The sequence below is a fragment of the Bradyrhizobium sp. B120 genome (assembly GCF_049075665.1).
Lineage (GTDB): Bacteria > Pseudomonadota > Alphaproteobacteria > Rhizobiales > Xanthobacteraceae > Bradyrhizobium.
In genome coordinates, this window is sequence record NZ_CP185242.1 from 718,521 (window position 1) to 739,093 (window position 20,573).

Genomic DNA, 20,573 nt, shown 5'->3' on the forward strand with positions numbered 1-20,573 from the left:
TGTCTCTCTCCCTGTTGTCAGACGAATGTGTCGCGGCCCTCTTGTTTCGAGGGCTCTGTTATTTGACTGCAATGATTAGCATTTCAGGCGGCCCGCCTCAATGAAAAGCCCCTGCGACAACGCCGCAGGGGCTCTCGTCTTTAGTCGACAATTCCGGGTTAACCGCCAACGTCGCCGCTCAAAATGTCGCCAAAGCGCTCCCAGGTCTGGCCCTTGAAGCGGATCAATTGCAGTTGCGAGAGCGGCGCGAAATCGGTCGCCGAGGTGTTGACCTTGACCCCCGGCAACAGGCCGCCGGGTTCATAATCGCGAATGCTGGCCGCCTGCTTCATGACGTTCTCGCGGGTCAGGTCGTCGCCGCACGCCTTGAGCACATGCACCAGCCCCTGCGAGACGATGTAGGCGTACATCACGGAGGCATCGGCGCGGTTCGCTTCCGGATAGTATTTATCGAGGAACTCGTTCCAGGCTATCATTGCCTTGTCGGTCTTCCACTGCGGGTCGGTCGGGTCCTTGAAATATTGCGACGAGATGATGTCCTGGGCGTTCTCGAAGCCCGCGGGCCTGATCACGCTGCCGATCGATCCGGAGACGTTGTTGAGGAAATGCAGCGGATGCCAGTTGAGCTCGGCGTTCTTCTTGATCGCCTGCGCCGCGAATTTCGGCGTCGTGATGTTGAAGAACACGTCGGCGCCGGAGGCCTTGAGCCTGACGATGTGGGAGTCGATGGTCGGCTCCGTCACCTCGTAGCTGTCCTCGGCGACGATCATCGAGGCGGCCTTGGTGCCGAGCCCGTCCTTGAAGCCCTTCAGATAGTCCTTGCCGTAATCGTCGTTCTGATAGAGCACCGCGATCTTGGCGTCCGGCTTGTTCTTCAGGATGTACTTTGCGTAGATGATGGACTCGCTCTGGTAGTTGGGCTGCCAGCCCATCGTCCAGGGAAATTCCCTCGGGTCGTTCCACTTGGTGGCGCCGGTGGCGACGAACAGCTGCGGCACCTTCTTCTGGTTCATGTACTTCTGGATCGCCGAGTTCGGCGGCGTGCCGAGCGAATTGAAGATCAGCAGCACCTCGTCGCTCTCGACGAGCTTGCGCGCCTGTTCGACGGTCTTCGGTGGTGTGTAGGCGTCGTCATAGCTGATGTAGGTGACCTTGCGGCCGTTGATGCCACCCTCGGCATTGATCTTGCGGAAATAGGCCTCCTCGGTCTTGCCGATCACGCCATAGGCGGAAGCCGCTCCGCTGTAGGGCATGATGTTGCCGATCTTGATTTCGCTGTCGGAGGCACCGATGTCGTATTTTTTCTGCGCGACGGAGGGACTCGTGGTCGCTGCGAGCAATGCGAGGGCAGCCGAAATGGCCCCCAACCGCAAATGGATAGCAGGCATTTTGATCTCCCTTGGATCACGGTGAATGTGTCACGATTTTTGGAGTGGGAGCACTTTCCGGCTCCTCGCGGCATTGAATACCTTTCGTCTGGTGCCAGCAACAGAAAGCCCCCCGCGGTGCTGCCGCGGAGGGCGTCATTTAGTCGAACGCGTTGCGAGGAAAGCCGTTGCAGCGAAATCGCCTCGCGACACACGCGAAGCGTTTGCGTGGAGATCGTGCGTCGTCCTAGTTGCTGAGCCCGCTCGAGATGATGTCGCCGAACAGCTCCCACTTCTCGCCCTTGAAGCGCATCAGCTGCAACTGCTTGATCGGCGCGAAGTCGGTCGCCGAGGTGTTGATGCTGATGCCCGGCAGCAGTGTGCCGGGGACATAATCCTTCAGGCTCGCGGCCTGCTTCATGATGTTGGCGCGGGTGAGATCGTCACCGCACATCTCCAGCACCTGCGCCATGGTCTGTGCGGCGGCGTAACCGTAGGAAGTGGCGCCGTCGAGCTTGTTGGCGTCGGGATAATCCTTCTTGAGGAAGGCAAGGAATTTCTCCATGCCGGGATCCTTGTCCCATTGCGGATCGGCGCCGTCCTTGAGATAGGACGCCGACAGGATGCCCTGCGAATTCTCGAAGCCGGCCGGCTGCATGACGCCGCCGACCGAGGCTGAGACATTGGCGACGAACTGCAGGGGCGTCCAAGCGATTTCGGCGGCCTTCTTGATCGCCTGCGCGGCGAATTTCGGTGATGTGATGCTGATGAAGGTGTCGGCGCCGGCGGCTTTCAGCTTGACGATGTGATTGTCGATCGCAGGCTCCGACGTCTCGTAAGCTTCTTCGGCGACGATCATCGAGGCCCTGTCGCCGAAGGCGTCCCTCAGGCCCTTGAGGTAGTCCTTGCCGAAATCGTCGTTCTGGTAGAGCAGCGCAACCTTGGCATCGGGCTTGTGCTTCATGATGTATTTTGCGTAGACCCGCGCCTCGTCCTGGTAGGACGGCTGCCAGCCCATGGTCCAGGGATAGTTCTTGGGGTCGTTCCACTTGGAGCCGCCGGACCCGACGAACAGTTGCGGCACCTGCTTCTCGTTCATGTACTTCCGGATCGAAGCGTTGGTTGCCGTACCGACCGAGCCGAACACCAGCAGGACCTCGTCGTCCTCGACCAGCTTGCGGGTTTGCTCCACCGTCTTGGCCGGCGAGTAGCCGTCGTCATAGGAGATGAACGTGATCTTGCGGCCGTGGATGCCGCCGGACTCGTTGATCATCTTGAAGTAGGCCGCTTCGGTCCTGCCGATCACGCCATAGGCCGAGGCGGGGCCGCTGTAGGGCGCGGTGTTGCCGATCTTGATCTCGGTGTCGCTGGCCCCGGTGTCGTATTTCTTCTGCGCCAGCGCGACATTGCAGCTCGTCAGGATCAGAGCCAATGCGGACAAGAGCGCCGTCAGGGACGGACGTGCGGCAGTCATGGTTTCCCCACCTCGAGTTCTCAGTTTGCCGTATTCAATACGATCGGCGCGGGGCGTCAACAAAAAGCCCCCGCGACAGAGATCGCGGAGGCTGTTGTTTTATTCCCGCAGTGCAACGTCACTCAGAGGGGACGTCGCCGGAAATGATGTCACCGAACAGTTCCCACTTCTGACCCTTGAAGCGCTGCATCTGCAGCTGGGCGATCGGGGCGAAGTCGGTGGCCGAGGTGTTGATCTTGACGCCGGGCAGCAGGGTGTCGGGCGTAAAGTCCTTCAGGCTCGCCGCCTGCTTCATGACGTTGGCGCGGGTGAGATCGTCGCCGCACATTTCCAGCACCTTGGCGAGCGTCTGCGCGGCGCCATAGCCGTAGACATAGCCGCCGTCGGTCTTGTCGGCGCCGGGCACGTACTTGTCGAGAAACTCCGACCACTTCTTCATGCCGGGGTCGCTATTCCACTGCGAGTCGGCGCCGTCCTTGGCATAGGCCGCCGACAGCACGCCCTGGGCGTTGTCGAAGCCGGCCGGCTGCATCACGCTGCCGACCGAGGCCGACACGTTGGTGATGATCTGCAGCGGCTTCCAGCCGAGCTCGGCGGTCTTCTTGATGGTCTGCGCACCGAACTTCGGCGTGGTGTAGATCAGCAGCACGTCCGGATTGGCGGCCTTGATCTTGACGATGTGGCCGTCGATCGACGGCTCGGACACCTCATAGCTCTCCTCCATGATGATGCTGGAGGCCGCCTTGGCGCCAAAACCGTCCTTGGTGCCCTTGAGGTAGTCTTTGCCGAAATCGTCGTTCTGATAGAGGATCGCGACCTTGGCGTCGGGCTTCTCCTTCATCAGCCACTTGGCGTAGATCTGCGCTTCGCTCTGGTAGCTCGGCTGCCAGCCCATGGTCCACGGGAAGTTCTTCGGATCGTTCCACTTGGTGGCGCCGGTGGCGACGAACAGCTGCGGGATCTTCTTGGAATTCAGGTATTTCTGGATCGCGGTGTTGGACGGGGTGCCGAGCGGGTTGAAGACCAGCAGCACTTCGTCGCTCTCGACCAGCTTGCGCACCTGCTCGACCGCCTTCGGCGGCGAATAGGCGTCGTCATAGCTGACAAAATTGACCTTGCGGCCGTTGATGCCGCCGCGGTCGTTGATCATCTTGAAGTAGGCTTCTTCGGTCTTGCCGATCACGCCGTAGGCGGAGGCCGGTCCCGAATAGGGGATGATGTTGCCGACCTTGATCTCGGTATCGCTTGCGCCGGTGTCGTATTTCTTCTGGGCGAATGCGGCAGTGGACGTCGCGGCAATAGCGACGATCGCCGCGGAAATCGCGGCGATCCGAACGGTAGAAAGCATAATGTCTCCTGGTTTGGTTCTAAAGATTCTTAGTTTTTCTTGAGCTTTGCGGCCAGTTGCTGGGCAACGATCGCAACCTGCCTGGCGCCGTGCGGCACGAGGAAGATGACGAGGAACAGCAACACGCCGAACACCGCGCCGGAAAGCCCCTTCGAGATGCCTTCGGCGATGTTCGGCACGAAGATGATGAAGGCGGAGCCGACGATCGAGCCGGGCAGCCAGCCGACGCCGCCGACCACCATGCCGAGGAACAGCGAGATCGCGAGCTGGATGGTGTAGCCGTCGGGCGCCACGAACTGCACCGCGATGGCGCCGAGACCGCCGGCAACGCCGGTGATGCCGGCCGAGACGCCGAACGCCAGCGTCTTGTACAGCGCGACGTCGACGCCCATCGCGGAGGCCGCGATTTCGTTGTCGCGGATCGCCATGAAGGCGCGGCCGGAGCGCGAGCGCAGCAGGTTCACGGAGGCGATGTAGATTCCAATCGAGACCGCCAGGGTGAAGTAGTAGAGCCACATGTCCTGCCCCATCGGCAGGCCGAACGGGGCATCCGGCTTGGTGACGACGAGGCCCTGCACGCCGCCGGTCCAGTGCTCGAAATAGCCGAGCTTGAGCAGTTGCGGCATTGCGGTGGCAAGCGCGAAGGTCGCGAGCGCCAGATAAACGCCGGATAGCCGCAGCGCCGGCTGGCCGAACAGGAAGCCGAAGCCGAAGCAGACGATGCCGGCGACCGGCAGCGTCAGGGCATAGTTCATGCCCGCATGTTCCATCAGGATCGCCGACGTATAGGCGCCGACGGCATAGAACGCGCTCTGGCCGAGCGAGAACTGGCCGCTTCCGCCGGTCAGGATGTTGAGCGCCATCACCGCGAGCGCGTAGATCAGAAGCATCGTCATCTGGAAGATGATGAAGTTCTTCACGAACAGCGGGATCAGGATCAGTGTGGCAAGCACGACCAGCGAGGTGCCGTAGCCCAGCGTCATGGCACGCTTGGGCACAGCCTCGACGGCGGGGGCTTCTGTGACGATTTCTTCAGCGGCGCTCATGATCAAACTCGCTTGACGATGGCGCGGCCGAACAGGCCTGCCGGTTTAACGACCAGGACGACGATGATCAGCGCGAGCGCGATCGGAAGTTTCAGTTCATTGCCGACGCCGGGGATGTAGGTGCCGACGAGGTTCTCGAAGATGCCGACCAGAAAGCCGCCCATCACGGCGCCGAACGGTGAGGTCAGGCCGCCGAGCACGGCTGCGGCAAATCCGTAGATCAGCACGCCGAGCATCATGTTCGGCTCGAGGAACACCACAGGGGCGATCATCATGCCGGCGATCGAGCCGATCGCGGACGCCATGCCCCAGCCCAGCGCGATCATCCAGGAGGTGTTGATGCCGACCAGCCGCGCCGATTCAGGCAGCGAGGCGGCCGCCCGCATCGCAAGGCCGACCCGGGTGAAGCGGAAGAAGAAGAACAGCAGCGCCAGCATCAGCAGCGTGATGCCGATCATGCCGGCCTGGTGGGTCGAGATCAGCTGGCTGCCGAGGAACGGCGAGGAGCCGAACGGCGTCGGATACTGCTTGATGGTGAAGTCCCAGATCAGGCCGGCGACCGAGTTGATGATCGCATACAGCGCGATGAAGCCGGCGACATTGGTCAGGATCGGGGCCTTGGCCAGCGGCTTGAACAGCAACCGCTCGATGACGATGCCGGCGGCAAACGAAAAGGCGACGGTGAGCACGAAGGCGCCCCAATATGGCACACCCCATTGCATCAGCTGCCAGGACACGAAGGTCGAGAACATCGCCATTTCGCCCTGGGCGAAATTCAGATGGTCGATGGCCTGGTAGATCATCACGACCGCGAGCGCCATGCAGGCATAGATCGCGCCCGTGGCGATGCCGGCCAGGACCTGGTTGGCAAAAAGCTCCATTGTGCCAGCTCCTCAGTAGCCGAGATAGGATTTGCGGACGTCTTCGTTGTTCGCGATGTCCTTGGCATTGCCCGACATCACGATCCGTCCGGTTTCGATCACATAGGCCTGGTCGGCGAGCTCAAGCGCGAGCTGCGCGTTCTGCTCGACCACCAGGATGGTCACCTTTTCCTCGCGATTGATCTTGCCGAGGATGCGGAACAGGTCGCGCACGATCAGCGGCGCGAGGCCGAATGACGGTTCGTCGAGCAGCATCAGGCGCGGCCGCAGCATCAGCGCGCGCGCCACCGCGAGCATCTGCTGCTCGCCGCCGGACAGCGTGCCGGCCTGCTGGGTGTAGCGCTGCTTCAGCACCGGGAAATGTTCGTACATCCGCTCGATGTCGGCGCCGATGGCGTTCTTGTCGGAACGGCTGATGGCCCCGAGCTGCAGGTTTTCCTCCACCGTCATGTTGGTGAAAGTGCCGCGGCCCTGCGGCACATGGGCGATGCCGAGGCGGACCACATTCTCGGTGGAACGGGTACCGATCGGCTTGCCCTCGAACTCGATCGCGCCGGTCGAACGCACCATGTTGCAGATCGCCCGCAGCGTGGTGGTCTTGCCGGCGCCATTGGCGCCGAGCAGGGTGGTCAGCGAACCCTCGTTGAGCGAGAAGCTGAGGCCGTGCAGGGCCTGGACCTGACCGTAATAGGCGCGCAGGTCCTTGACGTTGAGCATCGCGGTCATTGGTCCTTGCTCCCCAGATAGGCCTTGATGACGTCGGGGTCGGCCTGGACCTGGGCCGGTGTGCCTTCGGCCAGCTTGCGGCCGAAATTGAGCGCGACGACGTGGTCGGCGATCGACATCACGAGACCCATGTGATGTTCGACCAGCAACACCGTAATTTTACGGTCATCGCGGATTTTGCGGATCAAATCGCCGAGCACATAGACTTCCTCGTGATTGAGGCCGCCGGCCGGCTCGTCGAGCAGCAGGATCTTCGGATCCGCGGCCAGGGCGCGCGCCAGCTCGACGCGCTTCTGGGTGCCGAACGGAAGTCCCGAGACCACGGTGTGGGCGACGTCCTCGAGATCGAGATAGCCGAGGATGTCGTGCACCTTCTTGTTCATGTCGCTCTCGCCGCGGCGGACCCAGGCGAGGCGCAGCGAGTCGCTGACGATGTCGCTCGAGGTGCGGGCATGCGCGCCGACGCGCACATTGTCGATCACGGAGAGATTGGGGAACAGCGCGACGTTCTGGAAGGTGCGGCCGATGCCGATCTCGGCGATCCGGTGCGGCGGCCGCGACAGGATGCTCTTGCCTTCCATCAGGATGTCACCGGACGACGGCTGATAGAGCCGCGACAGGCAATTGAACAGCGTCGTCTTGCCGGCGCCGTTCGGTCCGATCAGGCCGAGGATCTGCCCATGGCGCATGTCGAACGACACGCCATTCAGTGCGATGATGCCGCCGAACACGACGCTGACGTCGCGAACCGCGAGCAGGGGATCATTCCCCTGCGCGAGCTGTGCCTGCGTCATCTCGTCTCGCCCGCCATCTCTGAGCGGTGCGAGCGGCCCTGCGATGGATTTCGCCGGACGCGATGGAGGCTATCTGATCCCCTCGGCCAAACGTGCAACTTTCCCTCCTACTCTAGACTTTTTGCTTTGTTCTTTTTTGGATTGCGGCGCTATTCCACCGAGCGCCTGCTCGATGTTCCTTACCATCGCGACAAGGCGAGGTCCAATGTCGTTGAGTAATCTATCTTCCGTGAAGCGGAATGCCGGCGCGCCGCAATTGAAGGCGTAAGGACCGGTTCCGTCGTTCAATTTCAACGCAACGCCGGCCGCGGCGACGTCGTTCTGCCAGTCGCCGGTCGACAGGGTGAAGCCGTGCTTCGCCACCGTCTCGCCGGAGCGCTCGATGCCGTCGCGGATCTTGGCCCAGCGACTGCCATAGTGATCCCGCAGCTCGCGTAGTAGAGCCGCACGTTCTTCGGGTGGCAATGCCCAAATATAGGCACGCCCCATCGCGGTGGTTGCGATCGGCACCCGCGAGCCGACGTCGAGCTGCACGCCGAGCGCCAGGCCGTTCCGGCTCTGGCCGAAATAGATCATGCTGTGACGGTCGCGGCCGCCGACAGCGACCGCGCCGCCGGTCGCGCGCATCACTTCTTCTCGATACGGCTCGGACAAATGCCGAACGCCGAGATTGGCGAGCGCGGCATAGCCGAGCGCCATCGCCGACGGCGCAAGCTGATACTTTTCGAATTTCGGTACAGGTGTAAGGTATCCCAGCTTGGTCAGCGTGTAGGTCAGCCGGGAAATGGTTGGCTTCGGTAATTTGGTGCGGGCTGCAATCTCCTGATTGCCGAGCAGCCCGTCATTGGGTTGAAATGCACGCAGGACATCCAGTCCGCGGGAAAGCGCGACGACGAAATTGCGATCGGTCGCTGCTTTCTTGCTGGCGCGCTTCATTCCCTGCCCTTGTCATGCTCGTTGACAAGGCTCGTGCTTCAAAATAACCCTCCGTGTCAAGATGTGGAATTAAATTTCGCAGTGCGAAATTGGTCTAATCTAGCCGTTCGACGCCAGTCGTGCAGCTACTCAACGCAAGTTCAAGAACAAGCATTCAGGGAGAGTCCCGGTGAGTGAAGTCGTCAAGCTCGAACGTCATGACAACATTGCCGTCGTCACGGTTAACAGTCCGCCTGTAAACGCGCTGAGCGCTGCCGTGCGCGGCGGCATCTTCGATTGCATCAAGAACGCGATCGATGACGCGCAGGTTCAGGGCATCGTGCTGACCTGCGCCGGCCGCACCTTCATCGCCGGCGCCGACATCACCGAATTCGGCAAGCCGCCGAAGCCGCCCGGGCTCGCCGAAGTGCTGAGCCTGATGGAGAGCTCGCCCAAGCCGATCGTTGCCGCGATCCACGGCACCGCGCTCGGCGGCGGCCTCGAGGTCGCGCTGGCCTGCCACTATCGCGTCGCCACCAAGGACGCCAAGCTCGGCCTGCCCGAGGTGAAGCTCGGCCTGCTGCCGGGCGCCGGCGGCACCCAGCGCCTGCCGCGTGCGGTCGGCCCCGAACTCGCGGTCAAGATGATCGTCGGCGGTGATCCGATCAGCGCGGATGCCGCGCTGAAGGCCGGCCTGATCGAGGAGATCGTCGAAGGTCCGGCGTCGGGCGGTGAGGCATTTGCGCGCAAGGTGGTCGCCGAGAAGCGTCCGCTGCGCAAGCTGCGCGATGACGACTCCAAGCTCGCCGCGGCCAAGGCCGACCGTTCGATCTTCACCAATGCGGTTGCTGCGCTGACCAAGAAGTCGCGCGGCCTCGAGGCGCCGTTCGCCGCCGCCGACGCCGTCGGCGCTGCGATCGACCTGCCGTTCGATGAGGGCCTGAAGAAGGAGCGCGAGGGCTTCCTCAAGCTGATGAACGGCGAACAGTCCAAGGCGCAGCGTTACGCGTTCTTCGCCGAGCGTGAAGCCGCCAAGATCTCCGGTGTTCCCGAAGGTACCAAGGGCCGCAACGTGGCACGCGTCGCCATCCTCGGCGCCGGCACCATGGGCGGCGGCATCGCGATGTCGTTCGCCAATGCCGGCATCCCGGTCACCCTGATCGAGACCGGCGAGGAACAGCTCAAGCGCGGCCTCGGCATCATGCAGAAGAACTATGAGGCGACCGCCGCGCGCGGCGGCATCCCGGCGGATGCGCCCGCCAAGCGCATGGCGCTGATCAACGGCGTCGTCGGCATCGAGAACATCGGCGACGCCGATCTGGTGATCGAGGCGGTGTTCGAGACCATGGCGGTCAAGAAGGAAGTGTTCGGCAAGCTCGATCAGTACGCCAAGCCGGGCGCGGTGCTGGCCTCCAACACCTCCTACCTCAACATCGACGAGATCGCGCAATCGACCAAGCGTCCGCAGGACGTGCTCGGCATGCACTTCTTCTCGCCGGCCAACGTCATGAAGCTGTGCGAGATCGTGCGCGCCGACAAGACCGCGCCGGATGCGCTGGTGACTGCGGTTTCAATCGCCCGCAAGATTGCAAAGGTGCCGGCCGTGGTCGGCGTCTGCGACGGCTTCGTCGGCAACCGCATGCTGGCGCAGCGCGGCAAGCAGTCCGAGAAGCTGCTGTTCGAAGGCGCCCTGCCGCAGCAGGTCGACGCGGTCGTCACCAAGTTCGGCATGCCGATGGGCCCGTTCGCGATGGGCGATCTCGCCGGCCTCGATATCGGCTGGCGCTCGCGCAAGGATCGCGGCATCAAGTCGGAGATCGCGGACGCGCTGTGCGAAGCCGGCCGCTTCGGCCAGAAGACCGGCAAGGGCTACTACAAGTACGAGCAGGGCTCGCGCGCGGCGCTGCCCGATCCGGAGGTCGAGAAGCTGATCGACGAGACGCTGGCACGCCTCGGCCGCAAGAAGCGCGTCGTCAGCGACGACGAGATCCTCGAGCGCATGATGTACCCGATGATCAACGAAGGCGCGAAGATCCTCGCCGAGGGCATCGCGGCGCGGCCGTCTGATATCGACGTGGTCTGGCTCTATGGCTACGGCTGGCCGATCTATCGCGGCGGCCCGATGTTCTGGGCCGACACCGTGGGCCTCAAGCACATCGCCGATCGCCTGGCCTTCTACGCCAAGGAGACCAACGATCCTTCGCTCGAGCCGGCGCCGCTGCTCAAGAAGCTTGCGGACGAAGGCAAGACCTTCGCCTCGCTCGCCGCCGCGTCGAAGGCGGCGTGATCTTTCTTGGCGCCACTGGCTCGGTGTTCGGGTTCCCTCTCCCCTTGTGGGAGAGGGTTAGGGAGAGGGGTGGCCGCATCGGCACTGCCCGCGTGAACCCCCTTCCCCAACCCCTCCCCACAAGGGGGAGGGGAGCCCACACGCCGGTGCTCACCTAACAGGTGTTGAACGTTTCCATGACCTATCCCGGCGAACAATATTATCCCAAGGGCGTGCAGTGGAGCGACGAGATCACGCGCGGCACGCTGCCGGACCTGCTCTCGAATGCCGCCGCCGAGTTCGGCGCGCGTCCGGTGCTCGAATTCCGCGACCGGCAGATCAGCTACAGCGAGCTCGAGGCGCTGGTCGAGACCGCGGCGGCCGCCTTCATGCGGGCCGGCTACGGCAAGGGCACCTCGGTCGCGCTGTTTCTCGGCAACTCGCCCGATCATCCGATCAACTTCTTCGGCGCGCTGAAGGCCGGAGCTCGCGTCGTGCATCTGTCGCCGCTCGACGGCGAGATCGCGCTGTCGCACAAGCTCTCCGATTCAGGCGCACGCGTGTTGGTCACCAGCAACCTGTCGGCGCTGTTGCCGACCGCGCTGAAATTCCTCGCCAAGGGCCTGCTCGACCGCCTGATCGTTTGCGAGGATGACAATTGGGGCAAGGTCGGCACGCCGCAGACAGCGTTGCCTGACAACCCTGCGATCATCACGCACCGGCAATTCATCGACGGCGCAGTCAGGCCGTCACAATGGCCCGCCGTCGACGTCGAGGACGTCGCGCTGCTGCAATATACCGGTGGCACCACCGGCCTGCCCAAGGGGGCGATGCTCAGCCACGGCAATCTCACCGCGGCGGTGTCGATCTACGATGTCTGGGGCAAGCCGGGGCGGCTCGAACGCAATGCGATCGAGCGCGTGATCTGCGTGCTGCCGCTGTTTCATATCTATGCGCTGACCGTCGTGCTGCTGTCGGTGATCCGGCGCGGCCATCTGATCTCGCTGCATCAGCGCTTCGACGTCGAGGCCGTGATGCGCGACATCGAGGTCAAGCGCGCGACGGTGTTTCCCGGCGTGCCGACGATGTGGATCGCGATCGCCTCGCTGCCCGATCTCGACAAGCGCGATCTGTCCTCGCTGGTGGTCGCCGGCTCCGGCGGCGCGCCGCTGCCGGTCGAGGTCGCCAAGATCCTCGAGCGCCGCGTCGGCATGAAGCTGAAGAGCGGCTGGGGCATGACCGAGACCTGCTCGCCCGGCACCGGCCATCCCAAGGAAGGGCCGGAGAAGCCGGGCTCGATCGGACTGATGCTGCCCGGCATCGAGATGGACGTGGTGTCGCTGGAGGATTCCACCAAGCTGATGCCGGTCGGCGAGGTCGGCGAAATCCGCATCCGCGGCCCGAACGTCACCAAGGGCTACTGGAACAGGCCGGCGGAGACCGCGGAGGCTTTCGTCGGCGACCGCTTCCTGACCGGCGACATCGGCTACGTGGATGCCGATGGCTACTTCTATCTGGTCGACCGCAAGAAGGACATGATCATCTCCGGCGGCTTCAACGTCTATCCGCAGATGATCGAGCAGGCGATCTACACGCATCCCGCCGTGCAGGAAGTGATCGTGATCGGCATCCCCGACGACTATCGCGGCGAGGCGGCAAAGGCCTTCATCAAGCTGCGCGACGGCGAGAAGGCGTTCTCGATCGACGAGCTGCGCGCGTTCCTCACGGGCAAGGTCGGCAAGCATGAATTGCCTGCGGCGGTCGAGTTCGTCGCCGAGCTGCCGCGCACCCCGGTCGGCAAGCTGTCGCGGCACGAATTGCGCCAGCAGCAACCCAAGACATCTCAACCCACGCAACAAACCGCATCAGGATCGCGCTCATGATGGACGATATGATGCAATGAATCCGTCGTCCCGGCGAAAGCCGGGACCCATACGCCGCGGCTTCTCTTTGGGCGCATGCGGCAGCCGGCTTTGCCAAACGCGAATGCCGGTGGTTATGGGTCCCGGCCTTCGCCGGGACGACCAGGAAAGAAGCAGTTGAACTTCAAACGGAGGATCCGATGGATCTCGCTTTCACCAAGGAAGAGATAGCGTTTCGCGAGGAGGTACGGGAGTTCTTCAAGAACAACGTGCCGCCGGATACACGGCGCAAGCTGCAGGAAGGCCGCCATCTGTCAAAGGACGAGATGGTCACCTGGTGGCGCATCCTCAACAAGAAGGGCTGGGGCGTCACCCACTGGCCGAAGGAATATGGCGGCACCGGCTGGACCACCGTGCAGCACTACATCTTCAACGAGGAGCTGCAGTCCTATCCGGCGCCGCAGCCGCTCGCCTTCGGCGTCAGCATGGTCGGCCCGGTCATCTACACTTTCGGCAACGAGAAGCAGAAGAAGGAATATCTGCCGCGCATCGCCAATGTCGACGACTGGTGGTGCCAGGGCTTCTCGGAGCCCGGCTCGGGTTCGGACCTTGCCTCGCTGAAGACCAAGGCCGAGCGCCGTGGCGACAAGTGGATCATCAACGGCCAGAAGACCTGGACCACGCTCGCCCAGCACGCCGACATGATCTTCTGCCTCTGCCGCACCGACAACAACGCGAAGAAGCAGATGGGCATCTCCTTCATCGTGTTCAGCATGAAGTCGAAGGGCGTCACCGTGCGCCCGATCCAGACCATCGACGGCGGCCACGAGGTCAACGAAGTGTTCTTCGACGACGTCGAGGTTCCCCTCGAGAACCTGATCGGCGAAGAGAACAAGGGCTGGGACTACGCAAAATTCCTGCTCGGCAATGAGCGTACCGGCATCGCCCGGGTCGGCGTCTCGAAGGAACGGCTGCGCCGTATCCGCGCGCTGGCCTCCAAGGTCGAGTCCGGCGGCCGTCCGGTGATCGAGGATCCGGCGTTCCGCGAAAAGCTCACGGCCTGCGAGATCGAGCTGAAGGCGCTCGAGCTGACCCAGCTCCGCGTCGTCGCCGACGAAGGCAAGCACGGCAAGGGCAAGCCCAATCCGGCGTCCTCGGTGCTCAAGATCAAGGGCTCGGAAATCCAGCAGACCACCACCGAGTTGCTGATGGAGATCATCGGTCCGTTCGCCGCGCCCTATGATGAGCACGGCGATGCCGGCTCGAACGAGAGCATGGATTGGACCGCGCAGATCGCGCCGAGCTACTTCAACAACCGCAAGGTCTCGATCTACGGCGGCTCCAACGAGATCCAGCGCAACATCATCAGCAAGGCGGTGCTGGGGCTGTAGGCCTCACCATTACCGTCATTCCGGGGCTTCGCGTAGCGAAGAGCCCGGAATCCATAACCACCATCGTGAGTATGGATTCCGGGCCTGGCCCTCCGGGCCATCCCGGAATGACGCCGCGGATAGCATCAGCACTTTGACAATAAGGAACGAACATGGATTTTGATCTGTCCGAGGAGCAGCGGCTTCTCAAGGAAAGCGTCGACGGGTTGCTGGCGGATGCCTACGACTTCGATGCGCGCAAGAAGTACATGAAGGAGAAGGGCGGCTGGAGCAAAGCGCTCTGGGGCAAGCTCGCCGAGCAGGGCCTGCTTGGTCTGCCTTTCGCGGAGACCGACGGCGGCTTCGGCGCCGGCGCGGTCGAGACCATGATCGTGATGGAAGCGCTCGGCAAGTCGCTGGTGGTCGAGCCTTATCTCGCCACTGTTGTGGTCGCCGGCGGCTTCCTGCGCCATGGCGGCTCGGCCGAGCAGAAGGCCAAGTACATCCCCGGCATCATCGACGGCAGCAAGACCTTCGGCTTTGCCCAACTCGAGAAGAACTCGCGCTACGACCTGTTCGACGTCGTGACCACGGCCAAGAAGAAGGGCGACGGCTGGGTGATCGACGGCGAGAAGTTCGTCGTGCTGAACGGCGAGAACGCCGACACCTTGATCGTGACCGCGCGCACCAAGGGCGGTCAGCGCGACAAGACCGGCGTCGGCGTGTTCCTGGTTCCGGCGGACGCCAAGGGCGTCACCAAAAAGGGCTATCCGACCCAGGACGGCCTGCACGCGGCCGACATCACCTTCACCAATGTCGAGGTCGGTGCGGATGCTGCGATCGGCGATCCCGAAAACGGCCTGCCCCTGATCGAGCGCGTCGCGGACGAAGCCCGCATTGCGCTATGCGCGGAAGCCGTCGGCGCGATGGACGAGTCGCTGAAGGAGACCGTTGAGTACATCAAGACCCGCAAGCAGTTCGGCGTCGCGATCGGCTCGTTCCAGAGCCTGCAGCACCGCGCCGCCGACATGTTCGTGGCGCTGGAGCAGGCCCGCAGCATGTCGATGTTCGCGACCATGGCGTCGGACTTCAGCGATGCCAAGGAGCGTTCGTCCGCGGTCGCGGCCGCCAAGGTGCAGGTCGGCAAATCCTTGAAGTTCGTCGGCCAGCAGTCGATCCAGCTTCATGGCGGCATCGGCATGACCATGGAAGCCAAGATCGGCCACTACTTCAAGCGGCTGACCATGATCGAGAACACGCTCGGCGACACCGACTACCACCTCCGTCGCGTCAGCGAGGGCGGCGGGCTGTTGGCTTGAGCTGTCGTTGCCGGGCTTGACCCGGCAACCCATCGCTCTTGAGAAGATGGATGCGCGGGTCAAGCCCGCGCATGACGGGTCTTTGTAGAAGTCAGGGAAACAACAATGAAGAACACCCCGTTCGATCTCACCGGCCAGGTTGCCGTCGTCACCGGCTCGAGCCGCGGCATCGGGCGCTCCTCGGCCGAACTGCTCGCAAAACTCGGCGCCAAGGTCGTGATCTCCTCGCGTAAGGCGGATGCCTGCCAGGAGGTCGCCGACGGCATCAAGAAGGCCGGCGGCGATGCGCTCGTCATCCCCTGCAACATCGCGCGCCGCGCGGAGGTCGAGGGCCTGATCTCCGGCACGATCAAGCACTACGGCAAGATCGACATCCTGGTCTGCAACGCCGCGGTGAACCCCTATTACGGCCCGCTGCTCGACATCACGGACGAGGCCTTCGACAAGATCATGGGCTCCAACGTCAAGAGCAACATCTGGCTTTCCGCGCTGGCGATCCCGCAGATGGCCGAGCGCGGCAAGGGCTCGGTCGTGATCATCTCCTCGATCGGCGGCCTCCGCGGCTCGACGGTGATCGGCGCCTACGGCATCTCCAAGGCGGCGGACTTCGCGCTGTGCCGCAGCCTCGCCGGCGAATGGGGGCCGAAGGGCGTGCGCGTCAATTGCGTGGCGCCGGGCCTGGTGAAGACCGATTTCGCCCGCGCGCTGTGGGAGGACCCGGACAATCTGAAGCGCCGCACCGCATCGACGCCGCTCCGCCGCATCGGCGAGCCCGACGAGATCGCGGGCGCGGTGGCCTATCTCGCTTCCGACGCCTCGACCTTCATGACCGGCCAAACCATCGTGGTCGATGGTGGTGTCACGACGGCGGCGACGTAGCGCTGACTAGCTGCACCTCTCCCGCTTGCGGAATATGCCGGCGCGAGCCAGCCACCACAAAATCAGTGTCGTCCCTGCGAAAGCAGGGACCCATAACCGCCGCTCAGCACTGCTTACGCACGCTGTGGCCACAGCCTGCTCTAACAACTCGACCCTGTGGTTATGGGTCCCTGCTTTCGCAGGGACGACCGCTTGTGGGAGAGGGAGCTCAGTTCGCTTTGGGGCTTCTAGCTTGGCCTCAAACCTGCTCCAGCGCGCGCTCAAAATCTTCGATCAGGTCGTCGGGGTGCTCCAGCCCGGCCGAGAAGCGAATAAAGCCTTCGCTGATGCCGAGTTCGGCGCGAGCCTCCGGCGCCAGGCGCTGATGCGTCGTGGTCGCGGGATGCGTGACCAGGCTCTTGGCGTCGCCAAGATTGTTGGAGATGCGCGAGATCTTCAGCGCGTTGAGGCAGCGGAAGGCGCCGGCCTTGCCGTCCTTCACCTCGAAGCCGACCAACGTCGAGCCGGCGCCCATCTGCTTCTTCACGGTCTCGGCCTGCGGATGATCGGGGCGGCCGGGATAGACCAGCCGCGTGATCTTCGGATGGCTTGCCAGCGCCTCGGCGATCTTGGCCGCGGTCTCGGTCTGCGCGCGGACGCGGATGCCGAGCGTCTCGAGCCCCTTCAGCAGCACCCAGGCGTTGAACGGCGACAGCGACGGGCCGGTCTGGCGCATGAAATTATGGATGTGCTCGGCGATGAAGGCCTCCGACGACAGGATGACGCCGCCGAGGCAGCGGCCCTGGCCGTCGATATGCTTGGTCGCGGAATAGACCACGACGTCGGCGCCGAGCGACAGCGGGCTCTGCCAGATCGGTGTCGCGAACACGTTGTCGACGATCAGCCGGGCGCCGCCGCTATGCGCGATCTCTGCGATCGCGCCGATGTCGAGCACGTCGAGCGTCGGATTGGTCGGGCTCTCCAGGAAGAAGGTCTTGGTGTTCGGCCGCAAGGCGCGCTGCCACTGGTCGAGATCGAGGCCGTCGACCAGCGTCGTCTCGATGCCGTAGCGCGGCAACAGGTCCTGCACGACGTAGAGGCACGAGCCGAACAGGGCCTTCGATGCCACCACATGATCGCCGGCCTTCAGCGGTGCGAGGATTGCGGTGGTTACCGCGGCCATGCCGGTCGCGGTCGAGCGCGCGGCTTCTGCGCCCTCGAGCTCGATCATGCGGCGCTCGAACATCGCAATGGTCGGATTGGAGTAGCGCGAATAGATGAAGCCGGGATCCTGGCCCTTGAAGCGCGCCTCGCATTGCTCGGCGGTGTCGTAGACATAGCCCTGGGTGAGAAACAGCCCTTCCGACGTCTCCCCGAACTGCGAGCGGAGCGTGCCGCCATGGACGAGGCGGGTTTCGGGACGAAGGTGGGTAGTAGACTTGGATTCAGAAGACTTGGCTTCAGAAGACTTGGACTCAGACATGTGACCTCCGACGTGGCCATTTCCCTCGGAAACTGGCCACAAAAAAACCGGCCTGGAGAAATCTCCACAAGCCGGGATCACACTGTCCCCGGCCTGTTTAGCGACTTATTTAACGTGGCTGCAAGCCGGCCGGCTCAAATCACCACGGGATAAGTGCAGCTGATATTCCCTCGCGCCCTTTCCGTCAAGACGGTCATCGGATAACCCGTAAAAGCCTATACTTGGGGGCCTGATGGCCGCTCAGAGGTTGATTTTGGGCCATCTCGAGGGATCGCCGAGGGACCGCGACGTGTCGTTCACGCTGGAAGATGAATCCAACGGAATCCTGCCCGACCGCATGATCGCGGAGATGGCGGAAGCCGGCCTCATTCTGCCCGCCTACGACTTCGTCGAGAGCCAGATCCAGCCGGCGAGCCTCGATCTCCGCCTCGGCGACATCGCCTACCGGGTCCGCGCCAGCTTCCTGCCGGGGCCCGGTGCCACCGTCGCGGAGCGGATCGACCAGCTCAAGCTGCACGAGATCGATCTCTCCGACGGTGCGGTGCTGGAGACCAACTGCGTCTACATCGTCCCGCTGCTGGAGAGCCTCGCGCTGCCGCCGGAGATCGTGGCCGCGGCCAACCCGAAGAGTTCGACCGGACGGCTCGACGTCTTCACCCGCGTGATCGCCGACGGCACCCGCCGCTTCGACATGATCGGTGCCGGCTATCACGGTCCGCTCTACGCCGAGATCTCGCCGAAGACGTTTCCCGTGCTGCTGCGCGAGGGCTCGCGGCTCAGCCAGGTCCGCTTCCGGATCGGCGAGGCGACCTTGACCGCCGATGAACTCGACGCGCTGCATGCCGCCGAGCGGCTGGTCGATGCCGACAATGCCGATCTCACCCATGGCGTCGCGCTGTCGGTCGATCTGTCAGGCGAAAACTCGGGCGGTTTCGTCGGCTATCGCGCCAAGCGCCACACCGGCGTGGTCGATGTCGATCGCCGCGGCGGCTATTCGGTCGAAGAATTCTGGGAGCCGATCAAGGCGCGGCCCGACGGCAGCCTCATCCTCGATCCCGGCGAATTCTACATCCTGGCCTCGAAAGAGGCGGTGCAGGTGCCGCCGGATTACGCCGCGGAGATGGTGCCGTTCGATCCGCTGGTCGGCGAATTCCGTGTCCACTATGCCGGCTTCTTCGATCCCGGCTTCGGCTATGCCGGCGCCGGCGGCAAGGGCGCGCGCGCCGTGCTGGAAGTGCGCTCGCGCGAGGTGCCGTTCATTCTCGAGCACGGCCAGATCGTCGGCCGCCTCGTCTATGAGCGCATGCTCGAACGCCCCGACGCGCTCTATGGCCAGCGCATCGGCTCGAATTACCAGGCGCAGGGCCTGAAGCTCTCGAAGCATTTTCGCGTGTAATTCCGTTTCGCGCGCGTGTAATTCCGTAGCCCGGATGAAGCGCCAGCGAAATCCGGGACGGTGCATACGCGGATTGAGCTGCCCCGGATTGCGCTTCGCTGCATCCGGGCTACGATCGCGCATGCGAGCTCGACCTCGCCAACAAGAGCCAGGGAGCGAACATGACTGCAGGCGAAAGCGCGCAAGAAGCGCAGTGGCGGAAGTGGCGCAGCGTCGCCGATCTTTATCACGCCTTCTTCACCGGGCTGATCCTCACCGTGGTGACGCGCCGCGGCACTGCCGACGCCGCCGAGTTCGTCTTCCGCGTGTTTCGCCGCCAGCAGCAGGAGCGCTTCCTGCCCGGTTTGAAGAAGCTCGGCCTCGACGGCCTGCCGCCTGCGGTCGCGGCCGCGCAATATCACTATCTCTCCAATTGGATCGGCGGCGTGCATGTCGAGTACATGTACGAGTCCGACCGCAAGGCCTGGATCCGCTATCCGCCGCCGCGCTGGATCTGGAAGGGCACGGCGATCTGCGGCGTGCCCGGCGAGGTCTCGCGCGCGATGCTGCGCGGCTGGCACGCCAACAACGGTGTTGCGCTCGGCGATCTCAGGCTCGGTTTCGTCTGCGCCAAGCAGAGCGTCGACGGCCAGGACGGGCTCGAGGGCTATTACTGCGAATACGATCATCCGCTCGAGCTCGACCAGCGCCTGGTGTTCGCGCGCCATCTCGAGGCGCCGCTGTTCGACCCGAAGACCGCGCCGGCCTTGCCGGTCGACAGCTGGCCGAAACCGCGGCTGGAAAAGGCCTATCGCAACTACGCGATGGAATATGTGAAGACGGCCGCGCCGGTCATCGTGCAGGTGTTCGGCCCAGAGGATGCGAGCTATCTGCTGCATCTCACCGGCAGACTGATTGGCATGCAGTATTTCGACGAGGTCGCGCAGGCGCTCGGTGGCCGTCGTGGCCGCGCCGCGGAATTTGCCGCATTCCTGCGCGTGCTGTTCGAGTCGCAGGACGATGTCGCCGACATCAGCGAGTCCGAGGGCCAGTTCGAGGTCCGCCAGCAGGGCTGGAAGCTGATGGCCGATGTGGCCGATTATCACCCGGCCTGCGCCAGCGTTCTGACGGGTCTGCTTGAAGGGCTGGCGGCCGGCTGCGGACGGCATATTCCGGTGCATCTGAAGCCGAATCGCGCCGCCGGCGCGCCGTTCGTCTGGTCGATCGGCTAGATCAGTGGTCATCCTCCCCTGGAGGGGGAGGGTCGGCTCACAGCGAGCGACGCGAGATGTGAGGCGGGGTGGGGTGATCTCTCCACTCAGGCAGCGCCCGATATGAGAAACCTTCACCCCACCTCGGTTCGCATTTCATGCGAACCATCCTCCCCCTCCAGGGGAGGATGACCTGTATCTAGCCGTTCGTGTGGTCGATCGGCTAGCGCTTGGGTTCACCTGCAATCGCGCAGGCCCCCCTTGCGTCCCGCGCACGT

The 20,573-nt window shown here is 63.6% G+C and carries 16 protein-coding genes and 1 riboswitch; of the genes, 7 read left to right on the top strand and 9 right to left on the bottom strand.

Features of this window, described 5'->3' with window-relative positions:
• Positions 1-158: 158 nt before the first annotated feature.
• The 8 genes from ACOIX3_RS03335 to ACOIX3_RS03370 all read right to left on the bottom strand — a co-directional run bounded on the left by ACOIX3_RS03335 (position 159) and on the right by ACOIX3_RS03370 (position 8,572).
• Complete coding sequence (locus tag ACOIX3_RS03335) at positions 159-1,388, bottom strand: ABC transporter substrate-binding protein (protein ID WP_420968385.1); 1,230 nt, start codon at positions 1,386-1,388, stop codon at positions 159-161.
• Between the two features lie 226 nt (positions 1,389-1,614).
• Positions 1,615-2,841, bottom strand: coding sequence for an ABC transporter substrate-binding protein (locus tag ACOIX3_RS03340; protein ID WP_420968386.1), 1,227 nt, complete (start codon positions 2,839-2,841; stop codon positions 1,615-1,617).
• 118 nt (positions 2,842-2,959) lie between these two features.
• Positions 2,960-4,189, bottom strand: a complete 1,230-nt coding sequence (locus ACOIX3_RS03345) for an ABC transporter substrate-binding protein (RefSeq protein ID WP_420968387.1) — start codon at positions 4,187-4,189, stop codon at positions 2,960-2,962.
• A gap of 29 nt (positions 4,190-4,218) precedes the next feature.
• Positions 4,219-5,235: a branched-chain amino acid ABC transporter permease gene (locus tag ACOIX3_RS03350; protein ID WP_420968388.1), complete on the bottom strand. Its 1,017-nt coding sequence runs from the start codon at positions 5,233-5,235 to the stop codon at positions 4,219-4,221.
• Between the two features lie 2 nt (positions 5,236-5,237).
• Positions 5,238-6,116: a branched-chain amino acid ABC transporter permease gene (locus ACOIX3_RS03355; RefSeq protein ID WP_163160471.1), complete on the bottom strand. Its 879-nt coding sequence runs from the start codon at positions 6,114-6,116 to the stop codon at positions 5,238-5,240.
• A 12-nt stretch (positions 6,117-6,128) separates the two neighbouring features.
• Complete coding sequence (locus ACOIX3_RS03360; RefSeq protein ID WP_092119454.1) at positions 6,129-6,842, bottom strand: ABC transporter ATP-binding protein; 714 nt, start codon at positions 6,840-6,842, stop codon at positions 6,129-6,131.
• Positions 6,839-7,636 (bottom strand): ABC transporter ATP-binding protein, encoded by a 798-nt coding sequence (locus tag ACOIX3_RS03365; protein ID WP_050406254.1) that lies wholly within the window; start codon positions 7,634-7,636, stop codon positions 6,839-6,841. The genes ACOIX3_RS03360 and ACOIX3_RS03365 overlap by 4 nt, the downstream gene beginning before the upstream one ends.
• A 69-nt stretch (positions 7,637-7,705) precedes the next feature.
• Entirely contained in the window at positions 7,706-8,572 is an 867-nt protein-coding gene (locus ACOIX3_RS03370) for an IclR family transcriptional regulator (RefSeq protein WP_097676740.1), read from the bottom strand.
• A 169-nt stretch (positions 8,573-8,741) separates the two neighbouring features.
• Here ACOIX3_RS03370 and ACOIX3_RS03375 point away from each other — a divergent pair, with 169 nt between their 5' ends.
• The 5 genes from ACOIX3_RS03375 to ACOIX3_RS03395 all read left to right on the top strand — a co-directional run bounded on the left by ACOIX3_RS03375 (position 8,742) and on the right by ACOIX3_RS03395 (position 16,247).
• On the top strand, positions 8,742-10,838 hold the full coding sequence (locus ACOIX3_RS03375; RefSeq protein WP_420968389.1) for a 3-hydroxyacyl-CoA dehydrogenase NAD-binding domain-containing protein: 2,097 nt from the start codon (positions 8,742-8,744) through the stop codon (positions 10,836-10,838).
• Between the two features lie 176 nt (positions 10,839-11,014).
• Positions 11,015-12,700 (top strand): dicarboxylate--CoA ligase PimA, encoded by a 1,686-nt coding sequence (pimA, locus tag ACOIX3_RS03380; RefSeq protein ID WP_420968391.1) that lies wholly within the window; start codon positions 11,015-11,017, stop codon positions 12,698-12,700.
• A 179-nt stretch (positions 12,701-12,879) separates the two neighbouring features.
• Complete coding sequence (pimC, locus tag ACOIX3_RS03385; protein ID WP_420968392.1) at positions 12,880-14,070, top strand: pimeloyl-CoA dehydrogenase large subunit; 1,191 nt, start codon at positions 12,880-12,882, stop codon at positions 14,068-14,070.
• 152 nt (positions 14,071-14,222) lie between these two features.
• Positions 14,223-15,368 carry a pimeloyl-CoA dehydrogenase small subunit gene (pimD, locus tag ACOIX3_RS03390; protein ID WP_420968393.1) on the top strand — a complete coding sequence of 382 codons (1,146 nt, stop codon included), beginning with the start codon at positions 14,223-14,225 and terminating at the stop codon, positions 15,366-15,368.
• Between the two features lie 105 nt (positions 15,369-15,473).
• Positions 15,474-16,247 carry an SDR family NAD(P)-dependent oxidoreductase gene (locus tag ACOIX3_RS03395; protein WP_092119436.1) on the top strand — a complete coding sequence of 258 codons (774 nt, stop codon included), beginning with the start codon at positions 15,474-15,476 and terminating at the stop codon, positions 16,245-16,247.
• 238 nt (positions 16,248-16,485) lie between these two features.
• On the opposite strand, the gene ACOIX3_RS03400 is transcribed toward ACOIX3_RS03395, so the two are convergent.
• Complete coding sequence (locus ACOIX3_RS03400; protein WP_420968394.1) at positions 16,486-17,709, bottom strand: O-succinylhomoserine sulfhydrylase; 1,224 nt, start codon at positions 17,707-17,709, stop codon at positions 16,486-16,488.
• A gap of 76 nt (positions 17,710-17,785) precedes the next feature.
• Positions 17,786-17,865: riboswitch (SAM riboswitch) on the bottom strand.
• 181 nt (positions 17,866-18,046) lie between these two features.
• Here ACOIX3_RS03400 and ACOIX3_RS03405 point away from each other — a divergent pair.
• On the top strand, positions 18,047-19,105 hold the full coding sequence (locus tag ACOIX3_RS03405) for a 2'-deoxycytidine 5'-triphosphate deaminase (protein ID WP_249132713.1): 1,059 nt from the start codon (positions 18,047-18,049) through the stop codon (positions 19,103-19,105).
• Between the two features lie 161 nt (positions 19,106-19,266).
• Positions 19,267-20,316, top strand: a complete 1,050-nt coding sequence (locus ACOIX3_RS03410) for a hypothetical protein (RefSeq protein WP_420968395.1) — start codon at positions 19,267-19,269, stop codon at positions 20,314-20,316.
• The last annotated feature ends 257 nt before the right edge of the window (positions 20,317-20,573 follow it).